The following is a 1451-nucleotide window of genomic DNA, read 5'->3' on the forward strand; positions in this document are numbered from 1 at the left end:
GAGCAAACGATCAATGCGCTTGATGTTGTGCTTGGTTCGGGCCGTGGTTGGTAAATTTCGACCTAACTCAGTCAAGGTCAGTGTCTTACATTCAATCAGTGCCTTAGAGGCCAGCATCAAGCTGTTTAATCGTTTTAGGTGAAGTTCTGGGCAGTATTGGTGTAAAGAATGTTGTAGGATATTGGCTTCGCGCATCTTGTTGTCCAAGTGTAGTTTTTGGCGAAACCATTTGATCATGCAACAAGATGCGCTTCCACCCTAATTTGATGATTTATTTGTAAATCATCAGGGGATTCTTCAGCATGTAGCTAGTCCAGCCATCAATATCGTAAATGAATTCAATCAAATTCTCATATTTGCTGCCATATTTTGTTCTTCCCCAAAGTTCTAAAATGATTTCTTTAAATTCTTCCACGTTAATGTGGGGTGGTGTTTGTACCGCGCAATGAAAATGGAATTGGTGATTTTTTACTTCAATGAAAGCAATAATTTGTATGCACTTTTTAGGGTTTATATTCTTTAGTCTGTGCCAGTTTCTTCCATAGCATTTTTCGTTTAAATAGCACATGAATCTTTTAAAGTTATTTTCAAGTATTTCAAATTGCTTTTCAGTGACTGATGTGTCATTAAGGTTGGTTTTTTCATATAAAGGTACTTTGCATAGTGTTAAGTTTAAAGCTAGATCCGGTTTAAATTGAGCTTTGTTAATCTGTGTAATAAATTCTTGTTGCAGTGTCGTATTAAGTAATTTTTTATACATGTATATCTCCATTATCATACATGCATGTATTTATCAGTGTTCGCTACTTAAGTAGTGAAAAGTTGTGTAAGAGTATTCATTTTACCGATGATAGAAATCAACTTCGGGAAGAACGGTCAAAACATTGTTGCTTAACGTCCTGAAAATGGAACGTTAAGTCATTGTATTAGTGATATTAAGGTAAATAGCTATAGCAGGATAATGTAACCCTGTGCAAAAGGAGATTTGATGCAATTACAGGACGTTTATGCACAGTTGAAATCTATGAATTTGTGCAAATCAAAATATCAGTTTAGTTCTGAGTTTTTAGGTATGAGCAAAGGTTATTACAGTAGTGTTGTATTAACTCGAAATGATAAGCCAAGTATCTGTGTACTATCAATATTGGAATATACGCTAAAAGTGCTTGCTAGTGCGAATAATGGCTCTAAAAATATGATTGCTTTCGGTTCGCAAAATAAATTGCTGTGGTTAGCAGAACAGGTTCGCTTTTTGATTGATGAAAACTGTCGAAGTAGAAAGAGAAAAGTGTACAGTTTTTAACTTTGTAAAATAAGGACGCTAAATGCTGAAGGATCCCCTCATAAATCAGCCATAGCATAGCCATATTTGAGCAACTGATTGGCGAATAATACCCAGGCCGCCAGCAATTCTTTCTCCGTGATTTGATAATCAGGCCGCCTGAGTACCG

2 protein-coding genes and 1 pseudogene are annotated in these 1451 nt (G+C 35.9%); 1 reads left to right on the forward strand and 2 read right to left on the reverse strand.

Annotation, left to right across the window (positions count from 1 at the left end):
• Together AEA42_RS16125 and AEA42_RS16130 are read right to left on the reverse strand one after the other, a co-directional pair.
• A pseudogene (locus AEA42_RS16125) lies at positions 1-195 on the reverse strand (IS4 family transposase); the annotation flags it as partial.
• 76 nt (positions 196-271) lie between these two features.
• Positions 272-760, reverse strand: coding sequence for a hypothetical protein (locus tag AEA42_RS16130; RefSeq protein WP_055648261.1), 489 nt, complete (start codon positions 758-760; stop codon positions 272-274).
• 228 nt (positions 761-988) lie between these two features.
• Between AEA42_RS16130 and AEA42_RS16135 the strand changes: the two genes are divergently transcribed.
• Positions 989-1303, forward strand: coding sequence for a DUF6626 family protein (locus tag AEA42_RS16135; RefSeq protein ID WP_055648262.1), 315 nt, complete (start codon positions 989-991; stop codon positions 1301-1303).
• Positions 1304-1451: the final 148 nt, after the last annotated feature.

Source organism: Shewanella sp. Sh95 (assembly GCF_001308045.1).
GTDB lineage: Bacteria > Pseudomonadota > Gammaproteobacteria > Enterobacterales > Shewanellaceae > Shewanella > Shewanella xiamenensis.

Coding starts and splice junctions, on each gene's coding strand:
- AEA42_RS16135 (WP_055648262.1), top strand. CDS start 989: ATGCAATTACAGGACGTTTATGCACAGTTGAAATCTATGAATTTGTGC.
- AEA42_RS16130 (WP_055648261.1), bottom strand. CDS start 760: ATGTATAAAAAATTACTTAATACGACACTGCAACAAGAATTTATTACA.